Annotated in this window: 29 protein-coding genes, 1 riboswitch and 1 other annotated feature; of the genes, 7 read left to right on the top strand and 22 right to left on the bottom strand. The window is 36.9% G+C overall.

The window, feature by feature from the left end:
* Nucleotides 1-16 precede the first annotated feature (16 nt).
* Nucleotides 17-124, bottom strand: a riboswitch (SAM riboswitch).
* 126 nt (nt 125-250) lie between these two features.
* The 5 genes from WAZ07_RS08470 to WAZ07_RS08450 form a co-directional block, all read right to left on the bottom strand.
* Nucleotides 251-595, bottom strand: coding sequence for a hypothetical protein (locus WAZ07_RS08470; RefSeq protein ID WP_336472112.1), 345 nt, complete (start codon nt 593-595; stop codon nt 251-253).
* 154 nt (nt 596-749) lie between these two features.
* Nucleotides 750-1049, bottom strand: coding sequence for a thioredoxin family protein (locus WAZ07_RS08465; protein ID WP_090916110.1), 300 nt, complete (start codon nt 1047-1049; stop codon nt 750-752).
* 11 nt (nt 1050-1060) lie between these two features.
* Entirely contained in the window at nt 1061-1405 is a 345-nt protein-coding gene (locus WAZ07_RS08460; protein WP_090916108.1) for a toprim domain-containing protein, read from the bottom strand.
* A gap of 537 nt (nt 1406-1942) precedes the next feature.
* Entirely contained in the window at nt 1943-2326 is a 384-nt protein-coding gene (gene gcvH / locus WAZ07_RS08455) for a glycine cleavage system protein GcvH (RefSeq protein WP_090916106.1), read from the bottom strand.
* A 41-nt stretch (nt 2327-2367) separates the two neighbouring features.
* Entirely contained in the window at nt 2368-2733 is a 366-nt protein-coding gene (locus WAZ07_RS08450) for an arsenate reductase family protein (protein WP_090916105.1), read from the bottom strand.
* A gap of 1102 nt (nt 2734-3835) precedes the next feature.
* Between WAZ07_RS08450 and WAZ07_RS08445 the strand changes: the two genes are divergently transcribed.
* Complete coding sequence (locus WAZ07_RS08445; RefSeq protein ID WP_396549594.1) at nt 3836-4489, top strand: phosphatase PAP2 family protein; 654 nt, start codon at nt 3836-3838, stop codon at nt 4487-4489.
* 93 nt (nt 4490-4582) lie between these two features.
* On the opposite strand, the gene WAZ07_RS08440 is transcribed toward WAZ07_RS08445, so the two are convergent.
* From WAZ07_RS08440 to WAZ07_RS08395, 10 genes are all read right to left on the bottom strand, one after another.
* Entirely contained in the window at nt 4583-5596 is a 1014-nt protein-coding gene (locus tag WAZ07_RS08440) for a PTS transporter subunit IIC (RefSeq protein ID WP_336472064.1), read from the bottom strand.
* A 20-nt stretch (nt 5597-5616) separates the two neighbouring features.
* A complete protein-coding gene (locus WAZ07_RS08435) occupies nt 5617-6567 on the bottom strand; it encodes an L-lactate dehydrogenase (protein ID WP_336472063.1) in 951 nt (316 codons plus the stop codon).
* A gap of 372 nt (nt 6568-6939) precedes the next feature.
* A complete protein-coding gene (locus WAZ07_RS08430; protein WP_090916098.1) occupies nt 6940-7188 on the bottom strand; it encodes a spore coat protein in 249 nt (82 codons plus the stop codon).
* Between the two features lie 13 nt (nt 7189-7201).
* Complete coding sequence (locus tag WAZ07_RS08425; RefSeq protein WP_090916096.1) at nt 7202-7387, bottom strand: hypothetical protein; 186 nt, start codon at nt 7385-7387, stop codon at nt 7202-7204.
* Between the two features lie 141 nt (nt 7388-7528).
* Nucleotides 7529-8086: a TetR/AcrR family transcriptional regulator gene (locus tag WAZ07_RS08420; protein WP_336472062.1), complete on the bottom strand. Its 558-nt coding sequence runs from the start codon at nt 8084-8086 to the stop codon at nt 7529-7531.
* A gap of 3 nt (nt 8087-8089) precedes the next feature.
* On the bottom strand, nt 8090-8812 hold the full coding sequence (locus tag WAZ07_RS08415) for an MBL fold metallo-hydrolase (RefSeq protein ID WP_336472061.1): 723 nt from the start codon (nt 8810-8812) through the stop codon (nt 8090-8092).
* A 166-nt stretch (nt 8813-8978) separates the two neighbouring features.
* Entirely contained in the window at nt 8979-9389 is a 411-nt protein-coding gene (locus WAZ07_RS08410) for a cytidine deaminase (RefSeq protein ID WP_336472060.1), read from the bottom strand.
* Nucleotides 9390-9808: 419 nt separating this feature from the next.
* On the bottom strand, nt 9809-11593 hold the full coding sequence (locus WAZ07_RS08405) for an acyl-CoA dehydrogenase family protein (protein WP_336472059.1): 1785 nt from the start codon (nt 11591-11593) through the stop codon (nt 9809-9811).
* Nucleotides 11594-11736: 143 nt separating this feature from the next.
* The gene (locus tag WAZ07_RS08400; RefSeq protein WP_090916086.1) at nt 11737-12912 is read right to left on the bottom strand and encodes an acetyl-CoA C-acetyltransferase; all 1176 of its coding nucleotides are present in this window, start codon (nt 12910-12912) and stop codon (nt 11737-11739) included.
* Between the two features lie 15 nt (nt 12913-12927).
* Nucleotides 12928-15309 (bottom strand): 3-hydroxyacyl-CoA dehydrogenase/enoyl-CoA hydratase family protein, encoded by a 2382-nt coding sequence (locus tag WAZ07_RS08395; protein ID WP_336472058.1) that lies wholly within the window; start codon nt 15307-15309, stop codon nt 12928-12930.
* 220 nt (nt 15310-15529) lie between these two features.
* Between WAZ07_RS08395 and WAZ07_RS08390 the strand changes: the two genes are divergently transcribed.
* Entirely contained in the window at nt 15530-15676 is a 147-nt protein-coding gene (locus WAZ07_RS08390; RefSeq protein ID WP_090916082.1) for a YuzL family protein, read from the top strand.
* Between the two features lie 83 nt (nt 15677-15759).
* A complete protein-coding gene (locus tag WAZ07_RS08385; RefSeq protein WP_336472057.1) occupies nt 15760-16596 on the top strand; it encodes a D-alanyl-D-alanine carboxypeptidase family protein in 837 nt (278 codons plus the stop codon).
* A gap of 24 nt (nt 16597-16620) precedes the next feature.
* Here WAZ07_RS08385 and WAZ07_RS08380 read toward each other — a convergent pair whose 3' ends face one another.
* From WAZ07_RS08380 to WAZ07_RS08370, 3 genes are all read right to left on the bottom strand, one after another.
* Entirely contained in the window at nt 16621-17538 is a 918-nt protein-coding gene (locus WAZ07_RS08380; RefSeq protein WP_090916077.1) for a proline dehydrogenase family protein, read from the bottom strand.
* 463 nt (nt 17539-18001) lie between these two features.
* Nucleotides 18002-18247: a DUF2573 family protein gene (locus tag WAZ07_RS08375; RefSeq protein WP_336472056.1), complete on the bottom strand. Its 246-nt coding sequence runs from the start codon at nt 18245-18247 to the stop codon at nt 18002-18004.
* Between the two features lie 152 nt (nt 18248-18399).
* Entirely contained in the window at nt 18400-18702 is a 303-nt protein-coding gene (locus WAZ07_RS08370; protein ID WP_336472055.1) for an MTH1187 family thiamine-binding protein, read from the bottom strand.
* Nucleotides 18703-18902: 200 nt separating this feature from the next.
* Here WAZ07_RS08370 and WAZ07_RS08365 point away from each other — a divergent pair, with 200 nt between their 5' ends.
* Entirely contained in the window at nt 18903-19661 is a 759-nt protein-coding gene (locus WAZ07_RS08365) for a TrmB family transcriptional regulator (protein ID WP_336472054.1), read from the top strand.
* A 21-nt stretch (nt 19662-19682) separates the two neighbouring features.
* On the opposite strand, the gene WAZ07_RS08360 is transcribed toward WAZ07_RS08365, so the two are convergent.
* The 4 genes from WAZ07_RS08360 to WAZ07_RS08345 form a co-directional block, all read right to left on the bottom strand.
* Nucleotides 19683-19856 (bottom strand): hypothetical protein, encoded by a 174-nt coding sequence (locus WAZ07_RS08360; protein ID WP_090916069.1) that lies wholly within the window; start codon nt 19854-19856, stop codon nt 19683-19685.
* 485 nt (nt 19857-20341) lie between these two features.
* A complete protein-coding gene (locus tag WAZ07_RS08355; RefSeq protein ID WP_336472053.1) occupies nt 20342-21652 on the bottom strand; it encodes an APC family permease in 1311 nt (436 codons plus the stop codon).
* Nucleotides 21653-21710: 58 nt separating this feature from the next.
* Nucleotides 21711-21948: a binding site (T-box leader), on the bottom strand.
* Nucleotides 21949-22492: 544 nt separating this feature from the next.
* Nucleotides 22493-23290, bottom strand: a complete 798-nt coding sequence (yidC, locus tag WAZ07_RS08350) for a membrane protein insertase YidC (RefSeq protein ID WP_336472052.1) — start codon at nt 23288-23290, stop codon at nt 22493-22495.
* A gap of 28 nt (nt 23291-23318) precedes the next feature.
* Nucleotides 23319-23603 carry a hypothetical protein gene (locus WAZ07_RS08345; RefSeq protein ID WP_090916063.1) on the bottom strand — a complete coding sequence of 95 codons (285 nt, stop codon included), beginning with the start codon at nt 23601-23603 and terminating at the stop codon, nt 23319-23321.
* 204 nt (nt 23604-23807) lie between these two features.
* Here WAZ07_RS08345 and WAZ07_RS08340 point away from each other — a divergent pair, with 204 nt between their 5' ends.
* The 3 genes from WAZ07_RS08340 (at nt 23808) to WAZ07_RS08330 (ending at nt 25979) form a co-directional block, all read left to right on the top strand.
* Nucleotides 23808-24701 (top strand): YitT family protein, encoded by an 894-nt coding sequence (locus WAZ07_RS08340; protein WP_336472051.1) that lies wholly within the window; start codon nt 23808-23810, stop codon nt 24699-24701.
* Between the two features lie 199 nt (nt 24702-24900).
* Entirely contained in the window at nt 24901-25278 is a 378-nt protein-coding gene (locus tag WAZ07_RS08335) for a DUF3938 domain-containing protein (protein WP_336472050.1), read from the top strand.
* A gap of 347 nt (nt 25279-25625) precedes the next feature.
* Nucleotides 25626-25979: a hypothetical protein gene (locus WAZ07_RS08330; RefSeq protein ID WP_336472049.1), complete on the top strand. Its 354-nt coding sequence runs from the start codon at nt 25626-25628 to the stop codon at nt 25977-25979.
* The last annotated feature ends 16 nt before the right edge of the window (nt 25980-25995 follow it).

Genomic DNA, 25995 nt, shown 5'->3' with positions numbered 1-25995 from the left:
TTACTATTATCCTTTCCTCTCATCTCTCAAAGCATTCGCTTTGCAGGAATTGGCACCATTTCAACATAAGTTGACGGTTGCCGGGTTTCACAGGGCACAGTCCCTCCACCTCTCTTGATAAGAGAAAATCAGATATAAAATTCGTCTGATTTTATCGTTATGAAGTTTTCGTTATTTTATGTTTTGAATTGTATCAACGCATGAAATAGATGTCAACAGAAATTTTAGCGAAAAATAAACTTTCTGAAAGTTAAGCGCCAACTCGTAGCGGTTTACAAATATGAAATACAGATTCTAATAATAACATCGTTCGATAAGTCCCTTTATATGTAATCGCATTTCGGCGCAATAGCGACTGCAAGCGAACTTGACCTGTAATCAACAACCGCAAATCTATTTCTTGAGAACAAACAAGCCCTTCTGTTCCCACCACGCCATTTATAATTTCAATTTTCTCTCTTGAAATATTCAATGAATAACATTCATCTTGGAAAGTAAAACAAACAACCTTTTCGAATTGTGGTAATAGTGGTTCTAAGTGATATTGCGTATTGGCATATGTTACAAATGATTGAAGCAGTGAATACAATTTCATCTTCATCACACTCCCCATATCACGTTTTACATATTACCATTCCATTTCTATAACACGCTCTCCTGTGTCATTCTCTCGACAAAAGCTGTATGAAAAATCATTTGTTTCTTACTATTTCCCAAGAAATATGTCGAGGCGGCAAAATTTTTGCCGCCTATTGTAATTCCATATATAAATATTCCACAGATTGAAATGCATATATTTTCTTTACAAGTTGATTCTTCTCAAATATAAGTAAACACGGAACACTTTCAATTTCATACTCCCGTGCAAAATGCGGTGCATAATTTACATTCAGCATCCCAATTTCTAAATGAGGCAACGCTGCTTCAACAACCGTTAACATTTTTTTAGCTAACTGACACGTACCGCACATTGGCGTATATACGTATAACACCGTTTTATCTTGATCTCTAACTGCAACTACTGCTTCATGTCCTGTCCAATCGATCATTGTACCCTTCCTTACCGTAAAAATTCTGTATAGACGTCAATGTCAGCTCCCCATAAAACGTTCGCTAAATGAGACGATGGTGCAGTCGCAACCTCTCGATACGAACGATCAATGTAAATATGTTCAGCCCGTGGAAATTCGCGACGAAACTGTTTGCGTAATTTCTCTCCTGCATCATCTGCGTCCACAAGAACATACACTTCTTTATCGTACAGCTGGTCAATGAGTTCATCCATTTTCGACAAACCAATTGTACCATTTGTACAAACAATTTCCACCGGTTCTCTAATAATCGCTTCGATCTTTCTCTTATCTGACTTACCTTCAACAATAATTACTTTGTCCACATAGACCACTTGGCATCACCCGATCACCATATACTATGATACAACCTTCCCTTTAGTATATTCAATATTTCAATGTTGTTTCCTGTTTATTTTTGTGAAGAAAAGCGGAAGGGGCTTGGTCAGAACAGGAGGGTGTTGGAGCTCCTGACATAGAGGCGCTTTTTGCCTCGGAGGAAGAAGCGCAGCCACCGAACATTCTAGCCACTCTAGACAATGATTAAAAGCGGAAGCGGCTCGCTCAGAAACATATCTAAGACAATCTCCATTCCTATCATCTCTAAGTAGAAAAAATTCTATGTTCTATATACATCCATTTTAATTTCCCAATATCTAAGTCGCTGCTATGTAGAACAAAGATAACCTATACTCACTTTCTCCCTTTGGTTTAACCCTTGCATGTGGCAGGAAAAGGGCCTGATCGCTTCTGCACATAGCCAGATGCTCTCGCCCACCTAAAAAGACAGGTTTTTTTGTTGGTTTTTCAATTGGCATTTCGTATAATACAAATCAACTAAAAAAGGACAGCTCATAGCTGTCCTTTACAAATTAGTCTTGATTAATCATTTCTTCGTATTGCTCTGCAGTTAATAAGTTATCCACTTGACCTGCATCTTCAAGCTCAACTTTAATCATCCATGCACCTTCGTATGGAGATTCGTTAACAAGCTCTGGCTTGTCATTTAATTCTTCGTTTACTGCTACAACTTTTCCTGCTACAGGTGCGTATAATTCAGAAACTGTTTTAACAGATTCTACGCTTCCAAATGGCTCGTCAGCTTCAATTGTTGCACCAACTTCAGGAAGTTCCACGAATACAATATCTCCTAATTCGTGTTGTGCGAAATCTGTAATACCAATAATAACTTGGTTGCCTTCAACTTGTACCCATTCGTGCTCTTCAGAGTAACGTAATTGTTTTGGAATGCTCATGTCTGTACCTCCAATGAATGTATTAATTATGTAAAAGCACCTTATTGGTACTTTTTCCACACGCTTTCAAATTGCTCTTCATTAAAGCCAACCGTTACATCATTACCGCCTGTTACAATTGGTCGTTTGATTAACATGCCATCAGAAGCGAGCATGTCTAACATTTCCTCTTCGCTTGCATCTTTTAGCTTGTCCTTCAACCCAAGCTCACGGTAACGCATCCCACTTGTGTTAAAGAATTTTTTTAATGGTAATTCACTACGTTCATATATACTACGAAGTTCTTCCTTAGAAGGTGGATTTTCGACAATATGAACCATTTCATATACTACATCATTTGCATCTAACCATTTTTTTGCCTTTTGGCATGTTCCACATTTTGGATATGAATAAAATATTACTGACATACACTCACCTACTTTTCACTATCCTTATCATATAAAAAATATCTTTTTATTTCAAACTTTAACTTATTTCGCTAAAAATTTCTTTTCTCCTGCAAAATCTTTGTTTTTTCGTACATTATTAAAGCAGTTTACTAATCGGAAAAATACCTTATTATAATATCCGCAATAATGACTCTTAATTTCCAGTCCTATCCTAAAACATTAATTAAACCTTTATATTAAAATACTAAAATTCTGATCATCTTAAATGCAATATATTTAGACTTAGCAAAACAATTCACTCTTTAAAAAGGGTGTTACTAGTTTTCAAATAAAAGAAATAGAACATTCCTTGCTCATTTTTAATATGCAATATTGCATATTAAAAGGGATTGCTAATTTCATTATTTTAAAATACAATAAAAGTGTAATAACTAAATATTCTGAAAAGGGAGGAAATGGATATGGCAATCGCTATGGCAATCTTATCATTCCTAGGTGGAATAATTCCATTGGTACAACAGCTGTTAAAAGCATTTATGTAAACACATTTTGCACTTATTTTTAATAACTATCGCACAAATGATCTGTATATCAAATGAACAAAATTCTGATATAAAGATCATTTGTGTAAGTTTAAAAAATTAAGAACAAGACACTAAGATTTTTTGAAATGAGAGACGACTTTACATTAGCCGTCTCTCATTTTTTATTATGTTAATTTTTATTTTTAAACTTTTTATTTATATAGATTGATTTATTGTTTCTATAATTGATGATTCTCGCATTTGAATAGTTTGATTCATACTATGAAGTCGAACATATGCCTTAAACAAACGTTTGATTAAGACCACAAATTCGAACATACGTCTTAAACAAACGTTTGATTAATTGTACTTTCCCTTACACGCACCTATATCGGCAACTTACAATACGATATATATAAGTCACTGTTACGCAGAACAACCATGATCTGCACTCGTTTTTTCAATTTGTATTCATACAGTGACAAAACTGTATAGTTATTTGTAAAAAATGTTATAAAAATTGATGGTTCATTTGCAATTTATATATTATAATTTTCAGGTTCCATATTATTACATTAACAAATAGGAGAATTACTATGAAAAATAACAAGTTTTCGGCCTTTATTCCATTATCTTATATACTCCTGCTCGTACTCGTAAGCCTTCTTTATGACGTACTAAATCACTTAACAGTAGGTGCTGTAAATGTAACAACCAAAGCAGACGAATGGATTCCATTTACTAAAGAATTTATTGTTCCATATTTACTTTGGTTTCCCTATTTATATGGCGCTCTTATTTATTATTGTTTTGCTGATCGAAAGCTCTATTACGTTACATTAAGTAGTGTACTATTAGGTAAACTCACTTCCTTTAGCATCTATTATATGTGGCAAACAACAGTAACACGCCCTGAAGTGATTGGCAATGATGTGTTTGCTAATTTAGTGCGCTACATTTATAGTATCGATCAACCGGTGAATTGTTTTCCTAGTATTCACGTACTCACAACATTTGTCATTATGATTACAGCCTATAAGCGAAAGGAACAAAACAAATGGGTATACGTCCTGCTAACGTTTGTTGGCGTGCTCATTATTTTATCTACTTTATTTACAAAACAGCACGCCTTTGTAGATGCGGTAGCAGGGGTCGTACTAGGAAGCTTCCTCTATGCCGCTATGTACTATGTATTTGAATTACGTGAGCAAAAAGTTACATTGCGAACCGGACAATCGTATAATATATAACAACAAAAGCAGACTGTGGCTTCTTCAGTCTGCTTTTCTCTATGTAAGAGGAGATTTTCAAATTGGCATATTTTTAAATACTCTTACTAGTCTTTAAGATTGCGGTACAGTCATGTCCCCATGTTTAATGCGACCCGCTTTTTTCAAAATTATATACAGTATATAAGAAACAGCTACTGGAATTACGATATAAGTAATCACCATCGCTGGAACAACGCTCAATCCTTTGCTTGAAATCAAGTTAATTGGTGCGATTAAGGAACTAAGTCCAAGACCTGCAATTTCTTTTCCTGCTGTCATTTGAAATACAAGCGCTGATACAGGACCTACAATTGCACTTGCAACAACAGTTGGTACGAGAATCATTGGGTTTTTCGTAATATTCGGGAGTTGTACTTTCGGTGTACAAAGAACTTGTGCTAAAATACCACCTAAATTATTTTCTTTCGCAGAAATAACAGCGAATCCGATAAATTGAGCGACGCATCCTGCAAGTGCAGCACCACCCGCCATACCATCTAGGCTAAGTGCAATTGCTAGAGCTGCTGATGACGCTGGAGACATTAATAACAATCCCCAAGCAACTGCAAGTACAACAGACGCGATAAATGGGTTACCAGCTGAGCTATCTTTAATAAATGCACCAACTGTATGTAAGACCGGACTAATATTATGAGATAGCCACATACCGACTAAACCTGAAACTAATATTGCTGCAAACGGAACGAGCATCATATCTAAAGCTGTTTTTCCACTTAACCGTTTACCGATATAAACCGCTAGCGTCGCTGTTAATAACGCACCGATTGGTTCACCAGTTTTAATCATCAAACCGGCTGCAGTAATCGAAATTGATCCAGCTCCAATCGCTCCTGCAACCATCGCTGAGAAAATGACAAGTCCATTTGCTCCGAGCATAAAAGCAATCCCTGCTCCAATTGCCGGCGCCATAAGTGATTTCGCAACAACTCCGATTGTAATTAACATAGGAATATCAACGATTCTTCCTATATTCTCAATCAGTAGGCCAATTCCAAGAGATACGAAAATACCTTGTGCAATTCCTGCAGACCCTTTAAATATACGAGGCATGATATATTCCTTCATCTGTTTTACCTTCTTCTAATCTAGTAACCAATTATTTTCATATAGTCCCGTAAAATATCATTTGATTGTGCAAATTGGCTTTCTTCAGCTTCTGTTAAGTTCAGCTCAACAATCTCTTTTATACCATCTCTTGTTATGATAGCTGGGACACCTGTACAAATTTCATATTCACCATATTCACCATCTAGAATTGTTGATACAGCCATAACACGATAATCATCATTAAAAATAGAACGTGCAATATAAGCTAAGGAGTTCCCCGTGCCGTAATAAGTTGTTCCTTTTCGTTTAGAAATTTCCAAACCCGCTTTTGCAGTTTGTTCAACAATCGAATCTAAATCAATATCCGCAAATCGTTCTTTTTGCTCTTCTAAAATTTGGAGAATTGGTTTTCCGCCAACTGTTACGTGAGACCAAGCAACCATTTGTGAATCGCCATGTTGTCCTAATGAGTAACCGTGAATACTACGCGGATCTACCTCAAATATTTCAGACAAAATTGTTCTTAAGCGAGAAGAATCTAAGGATGTTCCAGTACCAATCACGCGATTTCTCGGAAGACCGGATAACTTCCAAACTTGGTAAGTCATAATATCAACTGGATTAGAGGCAATTAAGAAAATGCCTTGAAATCCGCTTTCCATAACCCCTGATACGACACTTTCCATAATTTTTGCACCTGCTCTTAAAGTATCAAGACGACTTTGTCCCGGTTTTGGAGTAGGTCCTGCTGTAACAATAACAATATCCATATCCTTACAATCTTCATAAGTTCCTGCATATATTTTTGTTCTTGTATTTGTAAAATTCATGCAGTGTGATAAATCCATCGCTTCACCAACTGCTCGTTCATGATTAATATCAATTAACACTAACTCTTCACAGATTCCTTGATTCACAATAGAATACGCACAGCTAGATCCAACTAATCCAGCACCTATAATTGCAATTTTTCTTGTACTTCTATTCATGACGATCTCCCCTGCTTCTTAATGTAGTCTTCTTTCTTTTATGTACCTTACACGTTTTATTATAGAAGTTTTCAGCATAGAAACCATGTACAACTTGTGAAATATTTCACAAATAATGTAGACATTTTATGTCCCTTTGTACATAATTTCGACAAAGTTCCATATGCTTTACTTTCACATAAAAACGAGTAACGTCTCAATCACGTTACCCGTTTTTTGATTCTGTTCTTATCCCGCATTAACGGGCAGTAAGACCCCCACCTCACGCTTGAGAGAGAAACGAAGAAGATAGGTGGGGGATAACTGCCCATAAAAGCCCGATTGGTTCAACTAACCATCAGTGAGAAAAGCGTCACTGATAGAAGTTTCACTTTATTGCATACTTAATTGACTCTTCAATTGCTGAACAATCGTTGGATTTGCCGGAGCTGCTGGTTGGTAATAATTCTTTTGCTTCGCGTATTCATACAAATTACGCTGACGCAATTCGTCTTGATTACGAATTTGAATTAACGTTTGATACAATTGCTCGTTATTCGTTTGAGCAATGTAATTCGCATAGCCTGTTAAACTCGCATTTAATTCAGCTAAATAATCATTTACCATATCTTTTTCATTCATGTTCTTTACACCCCTATCCTAGAAAAGACATTAATCGTTGCTTCGTATTCTGTGCATCTTGTACATCTTTTTGCAGCATCTGCTTCAGCTGCGGATCCGTACATGCCTGTGCATACTCTTGTAATTTGTTAATAACTGTTGCATGCCCACCAATAAGATGACGTAAATTTTCCACCTCAAGCTCATTTAAATTTTGCATCGTAACAGCCTTCCTTTCTTTCTTCATTCAACATTTAGTATTTATTTCTTTTCAGATTGTATACATCTAAAAATCCCCACAACGCAAAAAGCCTTAGAATTCCTCTAAGGTTTAACTTTCAAACTGTAAATCCAAATACGTCTATAATTGATAAACATATAATCCTTTTATAAAATTTCCTAACAATAGATGTAAACTCACATCTAAATCCATCGGCAAGCCAAATCCACCTTGCTGTTCAATCGACGCAAATCCATGACAAATACTTCTCAGTCCACGCGTCGCATGAAGTGCATTTTCTCCTTCTAAGCCGTATTGCTGTAAAATATGGAGGCAAAGCTCTACAATCCCATTACCAGCTTGTCGCACTTCTTCATCTCGTAAGAAAGTTGCTTCATACAATCCAGGATGTTTTCGGACAAACGACACGTACGCTTCTCCTAATGCATGAATTGCTCCATCCATGCTTTTATCCTCTACCGCCTCTTTCAGCGCCCCATGCAGCTGTTCTATTCCGTAAATACCAAGATTTTTTCGTACGTCTTGTAACCCTTTCACATGATTATATAAAGAGGGGGAACGTATTCCCAGCCTTTGCGATAATGACGCTAATGTTACTTCTTGTATCCCATTTGTATCTGCGATTTCTGCTGCTGTATCTACAATTTTCTGTAATGTAAGTCCGATTCTCGGTGACATAAATTAACCCTCTTTCATACTTTCTACATTTCGCTTTGCTTCCTTAATAGCAAGTTCTATTGCAGCGCCTGGATCCTTTATCATTTTCCCATGTCCTGCCGCAAGCAAGGAAGGCTCATATTCTCTCAGCTTCTCTGCACTCTGTAATGCTATTTCTTTATTCCACGTTGCCATTGCAGGAAACGGAAACCAAAATTTCATTTGTCCCGAAACAGCCATGCCCCCTCTTGTTTGAAATGCATCCCCGGCAATAAGAGCGTTATTTCGCGTATCAAGAAACGACATGGAGCCTGGTGTATGTCCCGGCGCTACTATCGCAAGAAGCGAACCAATTCGGTCCCCATCCTCTAATAAAACATCCGGTCTTGTTTTCACTTTTTTCGGTACACCGCCCTTTATCGGCGTATTCGGTTCATCCCTTTGTAACGTCGTATCTCCTTCTAACAAACGCGCATCACGATTCGAAATGTAAACAGGAACATCTGAAAGTACTTCCTTTAATGCATCTAGCGCACCGATGTGATCATCATGTGCATGCGTTAATACAATATTAGTAATCGGTTTCCCTATTTTCTGAGCCGCTTGTAAGATACCTTTTGCGCTATATGGCAAAGCCGCATCAATTAAAGTTAAACCGTCTTCTTCCTCCACAAAGTAACAATTCACAGGAAACACTTTTGGTAAAAATGACAATTGATATACTGTTTTTTCGTGCATCATCCTCATATTTCCAGCTCCCTTTCCCAAAAACTAATGTCGTTAGTTTTATTATACTAATGGTATTAGTTTTTGTCACTAGAAATTCCATTTTTGTGCAAAAAAAAGAAGTAGTCGTTTTATATGACTACTTCTTTTTTCTTTTTTCACCTATCTCTTCAAATTCCTAATAAAATTATTCCGTACAATCCTGGTATGCCTCGTACCAATGATACGGCTGTATTTCTTGTAACGTTTTAAAAACGAGTTTTTCTTCTCGAGAATAAATTGCGGCTTTCACATCTGATCCCCAGTAAAATAAACGTTCTTGGCAAGTACCGCATGGGGTCAATACCTTAAATTCGGCATGTTCATCATCTCTTGCGACGCAAATACTATGCGTGACTCTCTTATTTAACTTATGCGCCTCACATATCGCCCCTGTTTCCATGCATAATTCAGTTGAAGCATTAATAACTTCAGGGGCAACACTAATCAAAATATCCCCATCTTCCGTACACATTGCCGCAGCTCCTCCCCAGCCTGTGGGATAGCGCTTCTTAACAAACTGAGTAGCTGCTTCATATAGTTCTTGTTCAATTGACATGAAATCAATACCTTTCTATATTGTCTCTTTCTCTAAAGGCCGTTCCCTCATCACGTGAGATAAAAATGAGCTTTGTGTAAAGTACATTCCCGCTAACAATAAAGTAATTGACTCGATGATATACAAATGAGATGACTGTACATAATCAGCTAATACTCCTCATCCATACTTACTTGCAATACAGTTTTGTACGATCGCCCGACGTTCCGCATGTCAAACATCGTCGAAGAATCTTTATCCTATGTCGAATCGTCGATATATTGTCAAACGCGAAAGAAGGAGCTGCCCCCGTGGCAGCTCCTTCTTTTCCATCCCGCATTAACGGGCAGTTCAAGCACGGGGAAAAAACTGCCCGTTAAAGCCCGATTGGTTCAACTAACCATCAGTGAAAAAACGTCACTGATGGAAGTTTTATTTTATTAAACTGTATAACGCTCATCCTCTAACACTTTCGCTGCAATTTCACGTTTCTTCGGAATAACGTTAATTGGTGTATGACGTGTTAGTTTACGAAGTGCAGATAACATCATGCGCAGCATATCGCCATTTTCAACAGCGATAATTGTTTCTTTTGCATCTGCTTCGATTTGGTTGAATGCTTCTTGGCAGAATACTTCTGTGTAAAGAACTTTTTGTTTGTTCTTCTCAAGGCCTGTTACTTTGATTGCTTTTTCTGTACGAAGAACAGCTGATTCCATTGCGTATAAGTTATTTACGATGTCTGCAATGTTCACAAGAACTTCTTGTTCTTTGTCTAAGCCTTTACCGTATTTTTGAACCGCTAAACCAGCAACCATTAAGCCGATTTTCTTCGCGTTTTTCACTAAATGTTTTTGAAGTGCTAATGGCTCATCGCCTACTTCTTCTGGCATCATCATCATTAACTGTTCTTGTAATTTTTGTGCTTCTTGTAAAAGTGGTAATTCGCCTTTCATTGCTTTACGTAAGAACGTACCTGGTACGATTAAGCGGTTAATTTCGTTCGTACCTTCGAAAATACGGTTAATACGAGAGTCGCGGTACATTCTTTCAATCTCGTACTCTGCCATAAATCCGTAACCACCGTGGATTTGGACACCTTCATCTACTACGTAGTCTAATACTTCAGAACCGAATACTTTGTTTAAAGAGCACTCAATTGCATATTCAGCAATAGAAGCTGCAACAGCTTTTCCGTCTTTTACTTCTTCTTCGGATAATGTGCTCATGCGGCTTTCAAATAAACCAACTGTACGATATACAGAGCTTTCCGCTGCATAAATTTTTGCTGCCATATTTGCAAGTTTTTCTTGAATTAATGGGAAGCGAGCAATTGGTTGTTTAAATTGTTGACGTTGATTTGCATATTGCGCTGAAATTTCTAACGCACGCTTTGAAGAACCAACTGTACCAACACCTAATTTATAGCGGCCAATATTTAAAATGTTAAAGGCAATGACATGACCTTTACCAATTTCACCAAGGACATTTTCTTTCGGTACTAATGCATCTTCTAAAATTAATGTACGAGTAGAAGAACATTTAATACCCATTTTCTTTTCTTCTGGTCCTGTCGATACGCCTGGGTATTCTTTTTCTACGATAAACGCTGTGAAATGTTCGCCATCTACTTTTGCATATACAACGAATACATCAGCGAAAGCAGAGTTTGTAATCCATTGTTTTTCACCGTTTAATACGTAGTGTGTGCCTTCTGCATTTAAGCGAGCCGTTGTTCTTGCACCTAATGCATCAGATCCAGAACCTGGCTCTGTTAATGCGTATGCAGCTAACTTTTCACCTGTTGCTAACGCTGGTAAATATTTTTGCTTTTGCTCTTCGTTACCGAATAATACGATTGGTAACGATCCAATCCCAACGTGTGCACCGTGCGTAATTGCAAAGCCGCCTGCACGAGAGAATTTCTCTGCGATTAATGCAGAACTAACTTTATCAAGACCAATACCGCCGTATTCTTCTGGCACATCAGCACCTAATAAGCCAAGCTCGCCAGCTTCTTTTAATAAGCGAACAGAGCGATCAAACTCATGTTTCTCTAAATATTCAAGCTCTGGCAATACTTCATTTACGATAAAATCTTCTGTTGTTTTCGCAATTAATTTATGCTCATCGCTATAATCTTCTGGCGTAAATACTTGCTCGATTGTAATATCATCAATTAAAAAGCTACCGCCTTTTAATGCATTTCCTACTGTTTTTTCCATAAAAAATTCCTCCTTCATATTTTCATAGGCTGCTTCTCTTGTTATAAGAGAAGCTAGCCTTCTTTTTTGGCATACACTCTTTATCTATCTAAGTCCATTTTTATATTATCCAGTTCCAGTGGCTAGAACAGTCGACTCCGCTTTTAAAGTAATTCAAACACTCCAGCAGCACCCATTCCGCCGCCGATACACATTGTTACGATACCGAATTGTTCATTGCGGCGTTTCATTTCATGAATAAGAGACAATGTTAATTTTGCTCCTGTACAGCCAAGCGGATGTCCAAGGGCGATTGCTCCGCCGTTTACGTTTACTTTTTCTTCATCTAGTCCAAGTTCGCGCATAACTTGGATTGATTGCGATGCGAATGCTTCATTTAGTTCAAATAAACCGATATCAGATAACTCTAAACCTGCTAATTTTAATGCTTTCGGAATCGCTGCAATTGGACCAATTCCCATTACTTCTGGCGGTACACCAGCTACTGCAAAGGAGCGGAATTTCGCAAGCGGCTTTAGCCCGTCGCTTACTGCTTTTTCACGATCCATTAGTAGTACTGCTGCTGCGCCGTCACTCATTTGTGATGAGTTACCAGCAGTTACAGTGCCGCGTACGTTAAATGCTGGGCGAAGTTTCCCAAGTATATCTAGCGTCGTATCTGCTCTTACTCCTTCATCTTGTGAGAACACCATTGTCTCTTCTTGCAGCTTGTTATTTGCTCCAATAGTGCGAAGCATTACATCAACAGACACTGTTTCATCAACAAACTTTCCTTCTGCTAATGCTTTTGCTGCACGCTGATGACTTCTTACCGCAAAGGCATCTTGCTCGTCGCGGGAAATGCCATATTTTACAGCGACTTGTTCTGCTGTATGTCCCATGCCCATATAATATTCTGGAGCTGCTTCAACAAGACGGCTATTCGGACGAACAACATGCCCCATCATTGGTACTAAACTCATTGATTCAGCGCCGCCGGATAATACAGCCTCTGAATGACCAAGCATAATACGCTCTGCACCGTAAGCAATACTTTGTAATCCTGAAGAACAGTAACGGTTAATGGTAATAGCCGGAACGTCATAAGAAAGTCCTGCTAGCCCGCCAATATTACGTGCCATATTTAAGCCTTGCTCTGCTTCTGGCATCGCACAGCCGAAAATCAAATCGTCAATTGGACCGTCATAGTTATTCGCACGTTTTAACGTTTCTTTTACAACTAATGCTCCTAAGTCATCAGGACGTACTGTTTTTAATGATCCTCTCTTCGCTTTCCCGATAGGCGTTCTTGCCCCTGCAACAATAACAGCTTCTCTCATGAACAATCTTCCTCCTTAGTTACGTAATGGTTTTCCTTTTACAAGCATGTGCTGCATTCTTGCTTGTGATTTCATTTCGCTCACTAAACTAATAAACGCCTCACGTTCTACATCTAATAAATATTGCTCATCCACTTCTGTTCCGTATGGGACTTTTCCGCCAGCAATGACATATGCGAGTTTTTTCGCAATATGCAAGTCATACTCGGAAATGTAGCCAGATAAATGCATTGCTTCTGCTCCAAGCGCCAGCGTTGCATATCCTGTTTCCCCAACAACCGGAATCTTTTTACGAATCGGTGCTTTATAGCCTGCTTCATATAAAGTAAGTGCCTTTTGTTTTGCATCATATAGTAAGTGATCACCATTGACGCTAATGCCATCTTTATCGCCTAAGAAGTTATGAGAAACTGCTTCTTGTGCAGATGTTGAAACTTTCGCCATCGCTACTGTTTCAAACACTTTGTTTGCGACTTTTTGCAAATCAAACTCAACACCATTTGCCATTTTGTTCAGATGTTTGATATATAGCTCTTTATTACCGCCTCCGCCAGGGATTAAACCAACACCAACTTCTACTAATCCCATATACGTTTCACTAGAAGCTTGAATACTAGCTGCCGGTAAGCAAACTTCTGTACCGCCGCCAAGTGTCATACCGTAAGGCGCTGCCACAACTGGTTTTGAGCAGTATTTAATTTTCATCATTGCATCTTGGAAGTTTTTCACGACCCACTCAATTTCAAAGTAGTTGTCATCTTGCGCTTCCATTAAAATCATTGCAAGGTTTGCACCTACGCAGAAGTTCTTCGATTGGTTCCCAATAACAAGTCCTTTATAATTCTTCTCTACTTCATCAACAGCGTAGTTAATCATTTGCGTAATATCCATGCCAATTGCGTTGCTCTTAGAATGGAACTCTAAGCAAAGAATACCGTCTCCTAAATCAATTAGGCTCGCACCGCTATTTTTCTTTAATACGCCATTTTTCTCTTTCAATTGTTTTAGAGAAATTGCCTTTTTATTACGAACGATTTGTTTGTATTCACCGTTATCATAGTAATAGCTCTCGCCATTATCATGTTTATAGAACGATGTAACACCTTTCTCAATCATTTCTTTTATCCAAGCTGGAACAACCCCACCGTTCTCTTCCATCTTCTGAACGGACTTCTCAACGCCAATTGCATCCCAAATTTCAAATGGACCTTGCTCCCAACCGAAGCCCCACTTCATTGCATTATCAATTGCGACAATATCATCAGCAATTTCTTTTGTAAGCTTCGCTGCATATAGAAGAGTTGGTGTAATAATGTTCCATAACAATTCACCAGCACGGTCCTTTGCATATACAAGCGCTTTCAATTTATTCGCTAATCCTTTTTCTTGTTTACTTAGCTCAATAGAAGCTGCTTTCAATTTTTTACGTGGTTCGTATTCCATCGTTTCAGGATTTAGCTCTAAAATCTCTTTTCCTTGTTTTAAGAAGAAACCTTGACCTGTTTTACTTCCAAGCCATTTTCTTTCTAACATATCGTGCATGAAAGCTGGTACTTTGAAGACTTCGCGCTCTTCTTCTTGTACATTTTCATATACGTTATTTGCAACGTGAACGAATGTGTCTAATCCGACAACATCTAATGTGCGGAACGTTGCGCTTTTTGGACGACCAATCAACGGACCTGTTACAGAATCTACTTCTCCAATGCTATAGCCGCGTTTTACCATTTCTTGTAGCGTCACAAGCAGTCCATACGTACCGATGCGGTTTCCAATAAAGTTTGGTGTGTCTTTTGCAACAACAACACCTTTTCCAAGTACATCTTCGCCAAATAGTTTCATGAAGTTTAACACATGTGGATCTGTATCTTTTGTCGGTATAATCTCAAGAAGTTTTAAATAACGTGGTGGGTTAAAAAAGTGCGTTCCTAGGAAATGTTTTTTGAAATCATCTGAACGCCCTTCAATCATCTTTTCAACGGAAATACCCGATGTATTTGAGCTCACAATAGAACCTGGTTTACGAACAGCTTCTACCTTTTCGAATACTTTCTTTTTAATATCTAAATTTTCAACAACAACTTCAATAATCCAATCAACATCAGCAAGGCGTTCCATATCATCTTCCATATTTCCCGCTTCAATTAATGCTAAGTTTCCTTTTACTGTAAGAGGAGCTGGTTTTTGCTTTAACAATTTTTGCAGTGCTCCGTTACTGAAACGATTTCGTACACTTTTATGTTCTAATGTAAGTCCCTTCGCTTCTTCCTCTTTCGTAAGCGTTGGCGGTACAATATCAAGCAATAATGTCGGTATACCGATGTTAGCTAAATGTGCAGCAATTCCAGAACCCATTACACCAGAACCAAGAACTGCAGCCTTTTTAATTTGGAACATCCAATTCTCCCCCTTATTCTTGAATGAATGCTCATTCAATTTTTCGACAAACGTCGCAATCTATGAATGAGCCTCTACTAATAAATATATGATATCATTTAAATTTTCGCAATATATTTAAAAATAAAATTTTCTGAACTTATTTCTTTTTTTATTTTTGGGGCATGATATGTAGTGAACTTCCTTTCTTAAAATAATTGGTTAAGCGGAGGCATAACTTATGGCTAAAATTAAGAAAAATCCTTCAAAAGCAGGTATTAGTTCGACAAGCGTAACAGGAAATGCTGGCCCAGTTGACCGCGGCATCGAAAAAGGCCGCCAAGGAAATAATCAGCAATATAAAAAACAAAACATGGGCGAAAAATAAGAGTACTAATATAGGCAGCGAACATGGCATAATAAAAAATGGGCTATATCGCTGCCTATTTCATACATAAAAGAGGGTCCAGAATGAAACGAACCATTACACTACTTGTTATTACAGCTACATTATTTATTGCAATGATTTTTTCTTTATATACGCATAGGCAAAAAGTTAAGGCCAATCAGCCTGATATATCTGGGAAATATGGCGTGACGATTGATGCAAATACAGGAGAAGTTTTATACGGAAAACGTGAACATGAACGTTCCTATCCAGCGAGTGTAGCGAAAATGATGACCGCTCTCCTTTTACTGGAGAATGTAAAAGAAGATGAAGAGATTACCGTGACAGAACATGCGATAAAAACAGAAAGCCAAAGTAAAAAAATCACACTACATGCCGGAGAAAAGTTAAAGCGTAATGAGGCATTAAAGCTCATGCTTGTCATTAGCGCCGATCCAATTGCCGAATCAATTGCAGAGCATATCGCCGGTTCCAAAGAAAAGTTTGTAAAACTGATGAATGAACGAGCAAAACAACTCGGAGCAAAACATACAACGTTTAAAAACGCAAGCGGAGCTGATGCTCTTGGAAATAAAATTTCACCCTATGATTTAGCACTTATTACAAAAGAAGCATTAAAGTTCCCAGAAGTCTTGCAAGATATGAATACCATTCATACAACAGTAAAAACATCAATACAAACGAAAAAAATCGCAAACTATGGACGTGAAGAATTGTACACTGATCCACATGCGATTGGAAGTAAGAGTGGTCTTTCTGCGTTAGCAGAATATACAGTCGTTACAATAGATGAAAAAGACGGGAAAAGAGTGATTAACGTTGTCCTCTCTACTGGCCGCAAAACAGTGTATCCCGATGCCAAAAAGATGGCAGAATATGCTTTTGAACAATTAAAATAACCAAGGAAGTTTAAACTTCCTTGGTTATTTTTTAACCATTCCTTTTAATACGAATGCTACGTTAGCTGGACGTTCTGCTAAGCGGCGCATGAAATAGCCATACCAGTCATTTCCATACGGTACGTACACACGCATTTTATATCCTTCTTTCACAAGCTCAAGTTGACGCTCTGTACGAATGCCGTACAACATTTGGAATTCAAACTGATCACGCGAAATGTTATATTCTTCAGCAAGTTTTTTTGTATATTCAATAATTGCATCATCATGTGAAGCGACTGCTGTATAATTACCATTTAATAAGTGCGTTTTAATAATTTTTTTATAATTTTCATCTACATCTTTCTTGTCTGGGAATGCCACTTCATCAGATTCTTTATACGCCCCTTTTACAAGACGTAAATTTGGATGATACGCATTCAAATCATCTATATCTTTCTCTGTTCGATATAAATACGCTTGAATTACTGTACCAACATTATCATATTCTTCTCTTAATTTCATGAAGATGTCAATTGTTTTTCCACAACGTGAATAGTCTTCCATGTCAATTGTTACAAACACACCGTTTTCTTTCGCTGCATCTAAAATACGGCGCATATTGTTCATAACTAAATTTTCTGAAATATCCAGACCCATAGAAGTCATTTTTAATGAAAGCTGAGAATCTAGCTTTTCACGACCAATTGCACGAATTGCTTCAATTGATTCATCCGCCATCTCATTTGCCTCTGCCTCGTTATCAACAAATTCCCCCAAATAGTCGATCGTAACACAAAGGTTTTGTTTGTTTAAATCTTTAATAGCAGCTACCGCTAAGTCAATTGTTTCTCCCGCAACAAAGCGCCCTGCTCCAAAACGTAAGCCGTACTTTTTCGCTAGTTTTGTTAGCGCTTTATTTTTTGATAAAAACAGGAAAGAATTACGCATTAATTGTTCCATGTCTTTCACCCCTATGACTGTACTTTGTCTGTTTTTTACCCCTCTTCTAAATTATATCATTGTTTAAAATTATTTGATACAAATAATTATTTAGATAATTAACACAATAATACGAGAATGTTTGCATATTTGAATTTCAAAAGGAGAAAACACAAAAAAATTTTTCGACATAAAGAAATGTTAAGAGATGAATAGCCAGGTACATCTCTCAGCAGTAAATTCGACAAATGTTTTGAGTCCCCTATCCTCTCTATATTCAAGACGAAAGTACTTCTTCGCTTTCATACAAAATTGATATACAAGTAAACATTATATAAAAATAATTCATTGACATTTCCACTTGCTTTCTCCCTGCATGTGGCAGGAAAAGGCACTGACCGCTTCCACACACGGTCAGATGCTCTTGTCCATCTAAAAAGAAAAGTTTTTTGTCTACGTTTCAACTTGTATATAATTTTCTTTTTTACTTCTTTTGTCTATGTTCGTCATTCAACTTTTTAATTTCTGCAATTAACTGTATCATCTCTTCTTTTGCATCCGGATACGTTTCATTCCAATGCTTTACAAGAGCTGGCATCGTTTTAGCGATATACGAATACAATGCCCATTTTTCAACCTTTTGCTTATATTCTTCATTGTCCTCTCCTAATAAGAGCTCTGTATACTTCTCTAACAAGCCATCAAACTGTTCTTGAAATTTTTCGTTCATTCCTCTCATTCCTCCTTCGTATTTCTTTAAAGTTGATAATAAACAAGTGTCTTATCATTCGTCAAAAAAGAAGCAGCCTCATTTAGCTGCTTCCCTTGCACTTTATCCCGCTATTTGTGGGCAGTAATACCCCCACTGATTAAAGTTTCACTTTATAACTTCGACTGTACAGATTGTAACTTCTTCTCCATTGAGCTAACTTTATCACGGCGATCATCAACGCGAATATTTGTTACTACGCGGCCTGCCCCTTTAGAAAACGGAATTTCATGCATTTGCTGAATCACTTCAAATAATACTGAAAGTTCTCCTTCAATAATTGTATTCATTGGTGTTAATTGATACTTCACGCGATCTGCATTTTTCTCAAGTACTTTTTGTATTTCTGCAACATACTCACTTACACTTGTATTACTTGTTCCAACTGGAATAATGGTAACATCAACGATTGCCATGTTTGTTCACCTCTTCTATAGATTCCTTATTATTGTACAAAATTTTTTTCCTAATTAAAAATATATCGATGCTTCGACACAATATACGACACGAAACGATTTTTCCTAAAATAGCAAGTATCATTAAAATAACTGTACTTGTATTCCGGTGAAGAGTTATTTATTCTTAAGACACAAGAATTTTTTGTTCGGGAGGAATTATGTTACAGAGATTCGGTTTTTCACAATATGAAAGTCAAGCATATGAAGTTCTCGTTTCAAGCGAAGAGCCGCTTGATGCAACAAGCATCGTAAAGTATTCCGGTGTTCCAAAAGCAAAAATATACGAAGTATTAGTACGCCTTGTTGATAAAGGCATGGTGATGGATTCTGTTTCGGAAAAGAAAAAGCTATATACAGCTCTGCCACTGCAGCTCGCTATTGAAAAATTAACTGCAGAATTTCAAGCAAATATTGAAGAGTTACAAAACAACGTATCGAAAAAAATATTTACAGATGACCGTGTATGGAGCTTAAAAGTACAATCTTCTATTCATGCGCAAAGTAAACAACTTGTGCAAAGTGCGAAGAAATCCATTCGGATGTCTGCATGGAATGATACATTTCTAGAGTATATGCCACTTCTAGAAGAGAGGAAAAAACAAGGCGTTGAGATAGAAGCACTTGTTGTAGGAAGCCTTGATACAACATTAGAAAAAATCCATCTCCTCATCCCAACAGAAGAGCACCATGCGCTTGAGCGCTTTTTACTCATCATTATTGATGATCGCGAAATTTTATTTGCCGGCGCTGAGCAAAACTCATGGCAAGCAATGAAAACAATGTCCCAGCCATTCGTTAAATTTTTCACGGAATTTTTCTATCATGACGTTGCCCTTGCGAAAATTACCGAGAAACATCATGATTTATTTATGAATGATGAGGAAATTCGAAACCTCTTAATGAAACTGCGCTATTAAAAAACGGACATGTATCCCTATTCATGTCCGTTCTTCATTTTGCTTCTTAATATCCGATAAGAGTGAGATTATTTGCTCATTCTGTTTTATTTGTTCTTCTGAGTTTATATACATAATCCGAATCCAGCGAAAAACAAAGGCAAGCAACAAAGCAGGAAGTATCATAAATAGAAAACCAATCATAGATGATACCATCCTAACTAGCACCTCCTCTTTTTATATAAATTTTTTTTGATTTCTCGACATACAAGTCACTGCTATGAAGAATACAACATGCCCGCTACTTGCTTGCTCCCTTTGTTTCAAACCTCGCGCGTGGCAGGAAAAGGCCCTGACCGTTACTACGCACGGCCAGATGCCCTGGTCTCCTCCCTAAAAAGAAAGGGATTTTTATATCGATTTTTAATTTGTATATATAACGAACATATTCCACAATCTCTTCCCATATCCTTGCACAAAAAATAGACATCTCCAAAAGATGCCTATTTAAATTCATTTTGATTTTTCAACATATAAGCCGCTGCTATGCAGAATACAACATAACCTGCACTCGCTTTCTCCCTTTGTTTGAAGCCTCGCACGCGGCAGAAAAAGGCCCTGACCGCTTCTCTGTACGGCCAGGGGCTCTCGTTCTTCCCAAAAAGAAAGAGGTTTTTTGCGTTTATACATTTCAAAAATCTCTATTCATTAACTTTCTTCTTATTTAAATACCAATATACTGGTAATCCTGTTAACACGATACCAATTGACAAGAAACATCGCTTTGGCTCACTAATAATTGCACTTCCAATTACAAATAATGATCCTAAAATTGCTATTACCGGTACGATTGGATATAAAGGAACACTATATTCACGCTTTTGTCCTGCATTACGCTTTCTTAAAATGAACACTCCGATAAATGTCATAACATAGAAAATATAAATAATAAATACGGAAATCTCAGACAGTTCATTCGGATCGCTAATCAGCATTAAAATAATACCAAGTAGAATTTCAACAAAGATTGCGTTTACTGGTGTTTGAAACTTATCATTAATTTTTGAAATAAATTTTGAAAACGGAAGTTGGCCACGCTCTGCCATTGATACTGGGATACGTGGGAATGTTAAAATTTTTCCATTTAAACATCCGAATATCGAAACAATAACACCTATACTAATCAATTTCCCACCATATTGACCTAATAACATATCAGCTGCTGTCGCTGTTGCATTCTCACTGAGAGCAACAATCTGCGTCGCTGGTAAAATTTTTAACAATGCCATATTAATTAACACATATGCTGCTGTTACAATAAGAATCCCAACTGTCAATGCTTTTGGTAATAGCTTCGTTGGATTTTTCATCTCACCGCCGATAGATGCGAGTAGAATCCAGCCATCATATGCAAATAATGTTGCTAAAATTGCCATCCCTATACTTTGATTTGCAGACTCTGGTACAACAACGTTAAATACATCGCTATTCCCTTTCCAAAATCCCATCACAACAATAAGCACAATTGGAATCATTTTCCCAATTGTTGTTACAGTTTGAACAATGCCCCCATATTTTGTTCCCACACTATTTACAACACCAAGAAACACAACTGTTCCAATCGCAATTGGTAAATTCCATACTTTATCAATATGAAAAAAGTTTAAAAGCAATGAGCTAAAATACAATCCCAATGTCCCAATAATTGCTGGTCCATATACAAGTGTTTGCATCCAGCCAGATAAATAACCCCAAAACTTACCATAAATCTCTTCTAGATACGTATACAAACCACCATTTTTCGGAATTTGCGCTCCGATTTCTGCAACCGTTAAGCCACTTGCTAAGGTTAAAATACCCCCTACTACCCAAGCAAAGATTGCCATGTTAGAACTTCCTGCATAATCCAATACCTTACCTGGCTTCATAAATACGCCAGATCCGATAATTGTTCCAACAACGATTGATAATGCGACTGTTAGGCCAATTTTGTTTTTGTCATCGTGATGCATAACTGTGTGTCCTCCCTCTAATCCTAGTTTAATTTAAATAAAAAACACTCATCCCTATAAAAGGGACGAGTGTTATATTCGCGGTTCCACCCTTGTTCCAATTGGCATAAAAACACAAAGCACCAATTTCTCAAGTTTCAGATAACGGCGCTTGCCGGCAAACAATTACTAGATATTCGTTCACTGCTGCAGTTCAAAGGTGGTAAACTATTTTTTCGTATTAGGAAACTCACAGCCTAAGGCTTCCCTCTCTGAAAATCGTAAAAAACAGATCATGTCCTTATCAATACTTTTATAATGTCGAATTTTGTTATTAATGTTCATTATATTGAATTTTTGAAAAAAAGCAAGTGTGTTTTATAGTACAGAACAAAATTATTTTAGTATAATATAACAGTTATTTAAACTCACCGAATCGCTTCCTCCCTTTATTTTAAACCTTGCACATAGTAGAAAAAGGTACTGATCGCTTCTATGCACGGTCAGGCGCCCTTGCCCATCTAAAAAAGGAGGAGTTTTTATCGTGGATTCAATTTGTATTTATATCTTTTCTACTTACCTTATACATAAATCCATTTTGCTTTTTTCAACATATAAATCGGTGCTATACAGAAAAAAATATGACCCGCACTCGTTTCCTACCTTTGTTTTAACCCTTGCACGTGGCAGAAAAAGGTACTGATCGCTTCTATGCACGGCCGGGTGCTCTCGCCCATCTAAAAAAGGAGCGTTTTTTATCGTTTTTCACTTTGTATTTATATAGAAAAAGAGTTAACCTAAATCCTGCTAGAACAGTACTTTAGGTTAACTCCTTCCTTATATCATAACAACAAGCTTCTCTTATGCCTCTTGTAGTTGTCCATCTTCACGATCCATCACTTTCTTTAATAGCACAGTTTGAATAACAGTAAATAGGTTACTTGTAATCCAGTACAAAACAAGTCCTGACGGTGCCGCAAATCCCATAAATAAAATCATTGCCGGCATCATAAACTGCTGAACTTTCAATGCTTGACTTTGATCTCCTGTCATGTTGGACTGCAATATTTTCATCTGTAGAAATGTTGCCATAGCAGCAAGGGCAGGTAAAATATGATATGGATCTGCATGTCCTAAATTCACCCATAAGAAAGAAGCTGAACGAATCTCTTCCGTATGACTAATGGCATAGTACAATGCTGAGAAGACCGGCATTTGAAGTAACAATGGTAAACAACCCATCACCGGGTTCACACCGTTTGTTCTCATTAAAATCATCATTTCTTGCTGATATTGCTTTTGTTTCTCCGGATTTTTCGTCGTATCGCCATACTTTTCCTTCAACTTCTGAAGCTCTGGCTGCATTTTCTTTGTTTTTAATTGACTGCGATATTGCGTAATCGTCAGCGGCAATAATATCGTACGAACTACAATCGTAATGATGATAATGGCAATCCCAAAGCTATGATTCGGCAAATGGTGTGCCACAAACTGCAACATAACAGAAATTGGATATACAATATAGTGATTCCAAAATCCAGGACTATTCGCATCAATTGGTGCTGCATTTGCATTCGCATTTGCATTACCACACCCTGATAAAACAACAACAAGTAATAATGATAAACTTACGAGCCAAGCTCGGTATGATTTGAACATATATATTCCTCCAATGTTTCATAATTCGTTAGCGAAACATTGGTATATACGGACCTACATCATCACTCTCTCCACTTGCTTCTTGCCTGCGGACTGAGCGGGCCATTCCGTGTTTATAAAAGATAGAGAAAAACGAGATATTCCCTATATGCTTCTCGCACGTTTCAACAAATGCGAAAGCTTTCTGTCTCCCTCTATATGTTTGCTGGCGTACAAAACGCGAAACATTAGTGAGAAACAAAACTTCTAATAAACAAAGTGCCGTTGTTACAACAGATATATATAACATTGCATCTTGCAATAGAAATTCCATCTCTTCACATCCTTATGACAGGATTATATCATACTGTTTCAACATGTAAATTCCTTATATTTTACATATTTATGTTTTTATACATGCGTTTAAGTTGTAAAAATTTTATAAAATTTTTGCATAATAATAAAACTATTGTCAGTTGTTGAAAAAAGCATTATCCTCTTCTTGTAATCAAAAACGAATATGGAGATGAAAATAGACATGGGCCAACTAGGAGACGCCGATTTCGTTCCCGATACCGCCTTTTTATCATTCCCAGCTGCAAAAACATGGCATTTAGAATTTGTAATTCAACTTATTGTTATTTTAGTTGCTTCAATTTTCTATGCGGTTTCAATGAATATGTTTTTTATTCCACATCATATGATTAGTGGCGGCTTTACTGGCGTTGGGATGATTATCGGTTATTTAATGCACTACAACATTGGTGCACTCATCTTTTTATTAAACATTCCACTTCTCTTTCTTAGCTATTTTTATTTAGGAAAGAAAACGACTTTTTTAACAGCATACTTTGTTACTGTATCGACGCTTGCTATGAACATCATTCCCGTTCATCAAATCTCAGATGATATTTTATTATCTTCTGTCTTTGGCGGTGTACTGTGCGGGGCTGCAACAGGAATCATTTTCCGCTTTGCTTCTTCGACAGGCGGATTCGATATTATTGGGTTAATTGTGGCAAAACATAGAGATATTTCGATTGGATCTATTATATTTGTCTTTAACCTCATTCTACTTGTAATCGCTGGCTTTATTTTCGGTTGGGATATTACACTTTACACACTCATCAGCCGATTTGTAGCAAGTAAAGTAATCGATTCCATTCATACAAAGCACATTAAATTAACAGTGATGACCGTTACAGAAAAAGGAGATATCGTTAAAAATACATTGCTCCAAAACGGGATTCGCGGTGTAACAATGGTTGATGCTGTCGGTGGATATACAAATCATAATAAAAAAATGATTTACACAGTTGTTACGCGCTATGAACTAGGAGAAATTAAACGTCTGATAAGGCACGTTGATAGCTATGCTTTTATTAATATTACAGAAACAGTAGAAGTAGTCGGACGATTTAAACGTATATAACAAAGCGCAAGGATGATGTCCTTGCGCTTTTATTTTCACTTTATAAAAAAGTAAAGCGCTTTGCTGGATAACGTATACCAAAATTCAAAATATCTGATAATTATTTTAATTCGAATCTAAAACATGTTATACTATGAGTAAACAATAAATAAGATTTAGGTTCTCCTATTCAAATTATGATGATAAAGGAGTAGAACATATGAACCAAAAAATAAAACTTATTATCGCAACATTATTTGCCATAGCAGGCGGTCTCTTATGTTTTTGGACAAATACTCATATTGGTAAAAATTTATATATTAATGGTATTGATTCCGTTGTAAGCGCTTCCGTTTTAGGCTCGTTTATTTTCTTCTTTTTCAACCAGGCAGAAAATGCTAGAAAAACGACGCTTTTAACAATGATCGGTATCGTCGGCGCTTGTATATCATTTTCAACAACGAATTATGACTTACCGCTGCAGATTAGCACAGCCTTCTTCCATGGTCTTTGGACTTGGTTTATCGCATTTTTCATGGCAGATATCTTTCAGTTGCTACAAGATGACAGTCATGTTCAGGCGGAAAGTAATTCTTAATAGCAAGGCTGTTTACCGCTAATTATAGAAATAAGAGGAAAAAGGCCATCCTAACTCAGTTAGCTTTGAGGAAGGGTGGCCTTTTTCTATTGTTTTTTTAACTGAATCGCTATAAATACAAGTTTCACCATTCTATATGCCAACAAGTTATGCATAATCTTATCAACAACAGAAGCTTGTATATCACTCTATAAACTTGGCCTTTTCCTTTTAACAAACAATTCATAACAAAAATGTGCTTGTATTATTTTTCATATCATCATTTTTTAACGTATTTACATATTCTATAATATAACTTACAATAAAAGTGTAAAATTACACTTTTATTATGAAGAGGAGTATGTATTATGGCATTATTACTTTTGTCGATTATATTATTTGCACTTCTATTAGTAATTCAAGGTATTCGTGATAGAAGTATACCCTTTACCCTGCTAGCTTGTATTCCCTTTCTTATGGTTTTGACACCTATTTTGTTCCTCATTCTTGGAATACCTGAAGAGTCACTGCCTATTACAATTTCTATCAATGCATTTTGGAGTATTGTTATCATCATTTACAGCTTACTTTTTGTTATAAGTGTATTAAAAAAGAATGTAGTAGCAATTACAATGAGCTTTATACAAATATGTACTACCGCTTTTTGGTTCTCTGTTATCTCTGTTTTTTGGGTCTCTCCTACCTTTGGTTTTATATTATAACTACATACATTTCTGT

Source organism: Bacillus bruguierae (assembly GCF_037104725.1).
Lineage (GTDB): Bacteria > Bacillota > Bacilli > Bacillales > Bacillaceae_G > Bacillus_A > Bacillus_A bruguierae.
The sequence above is the reverse complement of the archived record's forward strand: the minus strand, read 5'-3'. Positions and strand labels throughout refer to the sequence as shown.